The 8,104-nt window shown below is 44.0% G+C and carries 8 protein-coding genes and 2 pseudogenes; 5 read left to right on the forward strand and 5 right to left on the reverse strand.

Annotated elements, in window-relative coordinates; translation table 11 throughout:
* Positions 1-217: 217 nt before the first annotated feature.
* Positions 218-1,681 (reverse strand): sodium/glutamate symporter, encoded by a 1,464-nt coding sequence (locus tag F6K63_RS35730; RefSeq protein WP_008189647.1) that lies wholly within the window; start codon positions 1,679-1,681, stop codon positions 218-220.
* 256 nt (positions 1,682-1,937) lie between these two features.
* Between F6K63_RS35730 and F6K63_RS35735 the strand changes: the two genes are divergently transcribed.
* The 3 genes from F6K63_RS35735 to F6K63_RS35745 all read left to right on the forward strand — a co-directional run bounded on the left by F6K63_RS35735 (position 1,938) and on the right by F6K63_RS35745 (position 3,290).
* A complete protein-coding gene (locus tag F6K63_RS35735) occupies positions 1,938-2,099 on the forward strand; it encodes a hypothetical protein (RefSeq protein ID WP_165691813.1) in 162 nt (53 codons plus the stop codon).
* Entirely contained in the window at positions 2,077-2,532 is a 456-nt protein-coding gene (locus tag F6K63_RS35740; RefSeq protein WP_008189649.1) for an NUDIX domain-containing protein, read from the forward strand. Before F6K63_RS35735 ends, F6K63_RS35740 begins: the two co-directional genes overlap by 23 nt.
* An 89-nt stretch (positions 2,533-2,621) precedes the next feature.
* Positions 2,622-3,290, forward strand: coding sequence for a PEP-CTERM sorting domain-containing protein (locus F6K63_RS35745; protein WP_044495188.1), 669 nt, complete (start codon positions 2,622-2,624; stop codon positions 3,288-3,290).
* A gap of 282 nt (positions 3,291-3,572) precedes the next feature.
* Here the strand turns inward: F6K63_RS35745 and F6K63_RS35750 are convergent, their stop codons facing one another.
* Positions 3,573-4,208 (reverse strand): restriction endonuclease subunit R, encoded by a 636-nt coding sequence (locus tag F6K63_RS35750; RefSeq protein ID WP_287251338.1) that lies wholly within the window; start codon positions 4,206-4,208, stop codon positions 3,573-3,575.
* 200 nt (positions 4,209-4,408) lie between these two features.
* On the opposite strand from F6K63_RS35750, the gene F6K63_RS35755 reads away from it, so the two are divergent.
* Positions 4,409-4,654: a hypothetical protein gene (locus F6K63_RS35755; protein WP_287314849.1), complete on the forward strand. Its 246-nt coding sequence runs from the start codon at positions 4,409-4,411 to the stop codon at positions 4,652-4,654.
* A gap of 682 nt (positions 4,655-5,336) precedes the next feature.
* Here F6K63_RS35755 and F6K63_RS35760 read toward each other — a convergent pair.
* Positions 5,337-5,942, reverse strand: coding sequence for an MATE family efflux transporter (locus F6K63_RS35760; protein ID WP_287314851.1), 606 nt, complete (start codon positions 5,940-5,942; stop codon positions 5,337-5,339).
* A 122-nt stretch (positions 5,943-6,064) separates the two neighbouring features.
* Positions 6,065-6,385, reverse strand: a pseudogene (tnpA, locus tag F6K63_RS35765) (IS200/IS605 family transposase); the annotation flags it as partial.
* Positions 6,386-6,674: 289 nt separating this feature from the next.
* On the opposite strand from tnpA, the pseudogene F6K63_RS35770 reads away from it, so the two are divergent.
* A pseudogene (locus F6K63_RS35770) lies at positions 6,675-7,637 on the forward strand (RNA-guided endonuclease InsQ/TnpB family protein); the annotation flags it as partial.
* 16 nt (positions 7,638-7,653) lie between these two features.
* On the opposite strand, the gene F6K63_RS35775 reads toward F6K63_RS35770, so the two are convergent.
* Positions 7,654-8,104, reverse strand: a 451-nt coding sequence (locus tag F6K63_RS35775) for a hypothetical protein (protein ID WP_287314852.1), incomplete at its 5' end; no start/stop codon positions are given.

Here is an 8,104-nt window from a genome sequence, read left to right on the forward strand (position 1 = left end):
TCCTAGCTCTTTCAATATCCATTGTTCCATATTTGTGATAATAGATGCCAGAGGCGATTCTAGCAAGAACACACACTTGACTCTTTTTGTCAAGTTTTATGTTAAGAAAGATGTTTATAAAGCATAGCTTAAAAAAGGGGGGAGCCATACTCAAAGTCCCCCTTTTTTAAGGGGGATAATGGGGGATCTCCGAGGCAAGAAAACACGCCCTAACCCTTCAAAGATTAGCTTGCCTAAATGTCTTTCTCATCCGCTTAAAGTTCCACAGACCAAAGATTAACCAGAAAGCTAGTAATCCTGTGGTTAGCAGTAACACTACCGATGGGCCAAATTGCACAATCAGTGCTGGTGCAGCAGCAGTAAACAAGCCACCACCTACTATCGGTTCAAAGAACAACTGTTTGTAGGCGAAACTCTCAAAAGCACCGGTATGGTTATCTGGGTCTACCATCTGGATCAACAAGATACCGGTTGCTGTCACTCCCATGGATTGTCCCATATCCCCGATGCCACGCTCAAACCAGTATCTGGGGAGTATACGGGGTGCCAGGAAAATAAATCCCCAGATGTTCCAGACGATGCCAGCGATCGCAAGAATTAAAAATGGCAAGAGGTTGTTTCCCAGCACTCTTAGGGAAATCGACGCTAATGCGGTCACAATTACCACATCTAGCGCTACGCCAGAGATACGCTCCTGCAAGGGTCGAATAATTAGTGACCCCAGTCCTAGACGCACGGTTACTACTTGGACAATCAAACCACCAATTAGTGCCATGGGAAAAAGAGGCACATACTGAATGACTTGAAAGCCACCGGCTCCCCAAGTAACTGACTCAATAAACTTGAGCACTGCCAGGATTAGCCAGCCGATTGCGATCGCAACTCCTACAAAAGCAAGGTTCAATGACAGGGGATCGATCAGTAAACCATCCATTAATCTCGCTCTGGTTAACCTGACTTCCGTAGGTTCTCGTTGAATTGTCTGTTGAATTGTATTTTGAATTTTATCCCGAAACTGTTGTAGCTCACTGCTGGGATCAGGGCTCCTGTGGATGTATCCCTTGCGCCTGCCCCAGCTTGCTAGCCAGGTACCTGCGATCACTCCTGAGAGAATACCGACTGTAGCCAAGCCTAGAGCCAAGTCACCACCGTCGTTAAAACCGAGTTTTCTAAAGGTATTGGTCATGCCAGCAGCGGTGCCGTGACCGCCTTCAAAGGCAACTTCGATTAATGCACCTGCGATGGGATCGACACCGAATATCGGACTCAAGACTAACAGAACTAGCAGCAGTCCAATCACATATTGTCCCCAGGCCAGGGTTTGACCGAATGCTACCTGAGGTGCCGCTTTGCGCCAAATTTTTATGGGACTGGGGATAGCTTCACCTAAAAATAAGGCGGCGAAGACAACATTGATAAAGACACCAGGAGACTGAGACCAAAATGTTGCCATGGCTTTCGGAAACAAACCCCCAGCTAGTAAGGAATCTGTACCTGATACGGTAGATGCGATCGCACCCAATACTCCTGGTCCGAGTAACAATGCTACTCCCCCAGCAATAACCGATTCTGGTAGATAAAGGGATTGAAACAGCGGAACTTTCTGTTTGAGAAACCTGCCGATCAGGAGTAAAATCCCGATCATGATCAAAGCAAATAAAGCATTGATGAGCGTAAACATAGCACCTTCCCCTCAGTGGGATAGTTACACCACCGAAGTCAACTGCCTCTGCTAACTAAAAATTTCAAATGTGACGGTAAAGCTTTGATGGTAAAGCTTTAACAGTAAAGCATCGTCGGCGAGTTGAGTCTATCGTGGTGAAGCTGAATAAAAAATTATTGTAACTCAGGCGAGAGATAAAATTCCGTCTAGTCTCTAGTTTTTGGGTCAGGGTAATCGGACATATCGCATTTCTCACAATATTACACAATATTAATTGTCAGAATTTATGATCGGAACTTCCCTACTCCCTACTCCCTACTCCCTACTCCCTACTCCCTACTCCCTACTCCCTATTCACTATTCCCTGTTTCCTTTGCTATATGATAAATACTCAAGCATATGTTATCTAACCCATGACTTCTACTCAATACCGTAATCCTGCTCCCACTGTTGATATCATTATTGAACTAATCGACCGACCCCATCGACCGATTATTTTGATTGAACGGGAGAATCCCCCCCTAGGCTGGGCAATTCCCGGTGGCTTTGTAGATTACGGCGAGTCGGTAGAAACAGCAGCGCTGCGGGAAGCTAAGGAAGAAATCAGCTTACAGGTTGAACTAATTGAGCAATTCCAGGTGTATTCTGACCCTAGTCGTGATGCCCGTAAACATACCATTAGTATTGTGTTTTTAGCTACAGCAACTGGTGAACCAAAAGCGGCTGATGATGCTAAAAATCTCGGCATTTTTCACCCTTGGGAAGTTCCATCTAATCTCTGCTTTGACCACAACAAGATTTTGCGGGATTATTGGAATTATCGCCATTATGGAATTAGACCTAGGCTATCTGCGGAAGTGATACAGTAAGTCATCAACTAGGGATACATTGAAGCAACCTGAATGCAAACATCAGCCTGTAATCCTGATAATTAAGAAAAGTTAAGGATTACACACTCATGAACATCAAGCCCTCTTTAATGGCAGCTGCTACTGTAACCATCGCTGCTTCTACATTGACCGCCATCTCTGCTGAAGCGGCTGCTCTTGACTTCGATATTTCTCCATTTACCGGTTCTCCAGCTACAGTCAACATTACTTTAGAGGAAGTTGGCAATGATGTTAAGTTTAACTTTGAAGTGACTGATACCTTGGCCGACATCACTGGGGTATTCTTCGATATTAACGACACTTTCAATTTGAACTCAAATGATTTGAGTGTTAGTGGCAATGATGTAACCGGGGGTTTGGTAACCAATACTAAGAATCTTGGCAATGGTGTCAATCTCAACGGTGGTGGTCCGAGCAACCCTGGCTCATTCGATTTTGGTTTAAAGATTGGCACCAATGGTATCGGAGGTGATGATATTCAAGCCACTAGCTTTACCCTATCTCACGCTACAGAAGCCTTAACTCTCAATATGTTTAAGGAGCAAAAGTTTGCAGTGCGTCTGCAAAGTGTAGGGTCTAATCGTGAAGGCAGTAGTAAACTAACAGGAATATCCCCTATAAAAGTTGTCTACCCCTCTGATAACAAACCAGTTGGTGTACCGGAACCCTCCACTGTACTGGGATTAGGCTTATTCGCTGTAGGTCTAGCTGGCACACGCCGCATTGTCAAAACCTAAGGAGTTGATATCAATCAAACCGATTTTGTCTTGGCTATTACCATTAGCTGAATGCTTAAACCAATAGGGAAATAATGAAATTGGATTGTGATTCCATCGTCATCACAAACAATGATTGGTCTTCATAAAGGATACTCATGGTTTTGATGCTTCAGTTTCTGTAATGGTAGAATTGGAGAGATTAACTAAATGCAGGGTGTATCTACTTTTCCTTGAAACCGGGAAATAAGAATGACTAGGGCAAGCATCCCTGCTGATAATATCACATTAGGATATCACATTTCAGAGTTTACAGATAGCTTTAAGAACCTTTAGCAATTGAATAGAACTATCAGATTCCATCAGGTTTAGTAATGGCATCAGCTGATAAATTGGGGAAGTTTCCTGCTGTAGATAAACAAACTGATAACGTAATCCATTGGTCACTAGCCCCCATACCGATTTCTGATGCTCTAAACTTTTATAGGCATAGGTCAGTAATTGTGGTAAACCTGCTGTTACGTCAACTAGACTGTTTTTCGTTTCGATTACCAATACCCAAAAATAGTTATTAGCTGATGTTGGTTGCTGGTTGTTTATTGCTAGAATATCAAGCCGCCCTGTAATTCGTGTCTCCTCCTCTTCACTATCAATTTCGGCAATCCCCTCTTCCACGGAAATTGTAATCGGATAGTGATAGAAGCCAGCTAATCTTAGCAATGGAGCAATAACTACTAACTTCACCTGCCCTTCAGAGACTTTTCCTGATCTTAGATAGGGGCGAAAATCATTCTTTATTTGCACTAGTTCCTGCTTTTCAACGTCTTTTAACGGTTCTAAGGATAACAAGGGTGTGAATGAACCATCATAATGTTCTTCGAGATTCAAAAGACGATGAACATCATCCAGGGATAAGTTACTAGGGTTTAAAGTTTTCATTAGATACTTAATTTTTCTCCAATGCTAAAACAGTTTTGATATTACAAGTTTTCTGATTCCACATATATGCCCCTAATCCAACAGCTAGGTTAGAACTACAGTACTTGCTAGTGGTGCTTTAGGGGGGCTTGCCTTCATTTTCCACCTCTTCGCACTTTGTTGGGAAAGCCCGCCCGAGGAAGGAAACGGGCAAGATGCCCATGCCACCAACATGCCCATGCCACCAACATGCCCATGCCACCAACATGCCCATGCCACCAACATGCCCGTTCCACCAAGATGCCCATGCCACCAAGATGCCCATGCCAGCAACATGCCCGTTTCACCAACATGCCCGTTCCACTCACCAGGTCAAACAGCTTTTAGGAGATGCACCCTTTGGCATTTCAAGTAATGCTTACAGTCTTCGAGGTCAGAATTCAGTATTCCCAAGGGAGATCCGGTGACTTGCTGAAAAGCCGGGATTGATGATCGTGATTTTTTTTGGCATTATAGAAGTAACTCCTACTTGGTTGGGAGGAAAGCCGCGCTGGTCATGATTAACGGGCATACTCAGCGCGGTTATTAGTCTCAGTCTTTACCTTCTATAGTATAGATAACTCCTCGAAAAAATGCAAGGGGTAATTTAAATTGTTGACATTTATTTACAAATAATTGTTTTAGCCATTTAAGTGACTAGTATTTAACGTTTTTATGGCTACTATGATTGAGTAATTATCATAGTTTATATCGGGTAAAACGATTATAAATTCATCATTTGTATTGACAGCCATAAGGTTTGGCAACCTGCCAAACACTCTTTTGTTATATAGCGGTTTTCAATTAGGTTAGGTACATGTTTTTAGGGAGCTAAGGCCGTGAGCCACGCTTTAGGGCTTTGCCCGACGCTGCGCGTTCGCGTTTGGCCGTAGGCCAAACGCGAACGGAGCTTCGGAGCAGTGAAGTCAGAAGGTAAGCATTCAGCCGTCAGCCGTCAGTGGTCAGTAGTCAGGCTTTGGCCTTGGCCTTTGGGCCACGCTACGCGAATGGCTGATAGCTGATAACTGATAGCTGATACGCGACACGCTGATAGCTGATAACTGATAGCTGATACGCGACACGCTGATAGCTGACAGCTGATAGCTGACCTCAAAGCTGACCCATACCAGCAGACACTGAATTTTTATCCAATGCTAAGACAGTTTTGAGATCACAAGTTTTCTGATTCCAGATATATGCTCCTAAGCCAACAGCTACGTTAGAAATACAGGCAGCGGCAAAGATACCATTTACCCCAAATAGCTGACTGCCTAGATAGGCCAGTGGTATGTAAAGCACCACCATCCTAGTCACCATCATCACCACTGATGGTAAGGGTTTACCTAAGGCATTAAAGGTGGAACTAGCAACTAGAATCACGCCTGCTCCGGCATAGCTAATCGGGACAATAAGTAGGTAAGTGGCGGTAATTGTTATTACTTCTGGGTTGCTGTTAAACAGCGAGGCTAACCAAGGAGCTGTGGGAGCAAGAATCACTGTTACTAGCACTCCCCAAAATAAGCAAAATAGGAAACTTAGACGCAAGGCTTGATGGACACGGAGGTACTTTTTCGCCCCCCAGTTTTGCCCTACAAATGGTCCAATGCTGGCAGACAGTGCCAATAGCACAATCTGGCTAAAGGATTCTATTCGTGAGGCAATACCAAAACCTGCTACTGCGATAGTTCCGTAACTGGCTAGCAACCCAGTGATCACACCAACTAAACAGGTAAGGGGTCTCCCGTTATACCCGGAGGGTTAGCGGGTTAGAAGTTACCGTAAGATAGTGGAGCCTTTATGGTTGGCAGGTTATGTATAGAAGGGTTAAAACTTATTGATTAAGGCGACCCTATCTCAGGTTTCTTCTCCGGGGAATTACCTGACGGGGTCTCCTGGTTTTGGACATAACTCTTTAATTGGTCAATCGTTACACCGCCACAGGAAGCTACAAAATAATATCCTGTCCAGAAAACTCTTTTGTCCCCATAAAACTGCCTTAAGTATTCAGGAAATCGGGAGCGAATCAATCTACTGGTTACAGTCTTGATATTTGCTATCAACTTAACCGGAGCGACTCTAGGGTTAAGGTCAACAAGTAAGTGGATGTGATCACTCTCTCCGTTAAATTCCACCAGGTTGCACTCCCACTTGACGCAAGTATCAGAGACGAAACCTGATTGTTAGTGGAGCCTTTATAGTTGGTAGGTTATGCGTAAAAGCTTCAAGTCTTTTGTGATAAGGCGACCCTATCCTTACGGTAACTTCAAGAGCATATTTGCTTTAACCTGTTCGCGCAGCGTCGGCTCTGCCGAATCAAGATTTGATCTGATATGACTTGTCGTCTGTACTTAGTTAATAGTACAATATGTACAGTAAAACGATAAATCGACCTATTTTTTTTTGTGTAGTTACATTTTATTAATACGCGATAAATGCTACACTAAAACCATGATACTCACTTATTGCTACCGAATCAAGCCAAGTCCTGAACAAATTATCACCATGGAACGGTGGCTCGAATTGCTGCGACGCCACTGGAACTACGCATTGGGAGAAAGACTTGATTGGCTCAATCGGACTCGTTCCCCGATTGATAGATGCAGTTTAGTGAGTGAGCCGATCGGTGAGATTCCAGAAGAGGTAAATTACTACACTCAACAAGCAGCTCTCAAGGAAACAAAACGACTGTTTCCTGAGTACAAAAAAATTTACGCAGAGACTCAACAAGTTAACCTACAAAGGCTAAATAAAGCCTGGGACAGGTGGAGGAAACCTGACGCGAGTGGTAAACGTGGGGGTAGACCTCGGTTTAAAAAGGTTGGAGAACTTAGGTCGTTTGTATTCCCTAGAGTTAATAATTCCAGAGCTGGAGCACATCTAATTGATGGTGTCTTAAAGCTGAGTCGAATTGGGTCAATGCCTGTCGTAATGCACCGACCATTGCCTGTTAGCGAAGCTTGCCCGAAGGGCGTGGGTTTTGTCCTCAAGCAATGCACTATCGTCAAAAAAGCTGATGGTTGGTATTGTTGTATTTCGATGAAAGATGATACCGTCCCTGAACTGTTACCTGTAGATTCAGTTAAATCTGCCGTTGGTATTGACGTTGGCTTAGAGAAATTTTTGACCACATCCGACGGAGAAGCAGTACCTATTCCGCAGTTTTATAGGAAAGCTCAGGATAAGCTTGCTCAGGCTCAAAAAGTAATGTCACGCCGCGTCAAGGGTTCTAAGAACTGGAAAAAATCCAAGCATAAAGTCGCCTTGTTGCACCTCCACTTAACCCGTTGTCGGAAGGAATTTCATTATCAGGTTGCTCATTGGCTATGTAGCAAATACGATTTAATTGCTCACGAAAACTTAAACATCAAAGGACTTGCTCGAACTAAATTAGCAAAATCAATACATGATGCCTGGTTGACTGACAAAACTATTCAACAGCGTAGTGGTACGTTTGTATTTTGAACTCCAGCTGATAGCTTCGTTTCTCATGTTGCTTGCGCGAAGCCATGGTTGGGTCAGGATCATGATTGCTGGTGAAACGGACCCGACGAATAAGTCTCCAGCCATTCTCTAGAGAAGATTTAACCCAATCTATGCCAATTCGAAAATAGCTGTTGCCCCGAAACCAGTGGGTATCTACCCACCGACGTTTACCCGTTTCTACCACCTCAACACCTTGGGCTGTGACGTATAGAGTGGCCACTGCCAGGATAAACCATAATCGTGATAGAGCTGAGACGGAGCGAATTTCTGACCGAAAATCCTGAGGGCGCAAGCCCCTGGATTCTATCCATGGGGTTAGCCCGAACAGGAATTTATTCCCTAAACCTCTTTTTGATTTTGCACATACCGTTTGATTGTCTCTAGTGGAGCGCCTC

This window comes from Moorena sp. SIO1G6, assembly GCF_010672795.1.
Classification (GTDB): domain Bacteria; phylum Cyanobacteriota; class Cyanobacteriia; order Cyanobacteriales; family Coleofasciculaceae; genus Moorena; species Moorena producens.

Bases quoted from the DNA above. Each gene is read 5' to 3' on its own strand.
- F6K63_RS35730 (WP_008189647.1), bottom strand. From the start codon at position 1,681: ATGTTTACGCTCATCAATGCTTTATTTGCTTTGATCATGATCGGGATT.
- F6K63_RS35740 (WP_008189649.1), top strand. From the start codon at position 2,077: ATGACTTCTACTCAATACCGTAATCCTGCTCCCACTGTTGATATCATT.
- F6K63_RS35745 (WP_044495188.1), top strand. From the start codon at position 2,622: ATGAACATCAAGCCCTCTTTAATGGCAGCTGCTACTGTAACCATCGCT.
- F6K63_RS35750 (WP_287251338.1), bottom strand. From the start codon at position 4,208: ATGAAAACTTTAAACCCTAGTAACTTATCCCTGGATGATGTTCATCGT.
- F6K63_RS35755 (WP_287314849.1), top strand. From the start codon at position 4,409: ATGCCACCAACATGCCCATGCCACCAACATGCCCATGCCACCAACATG.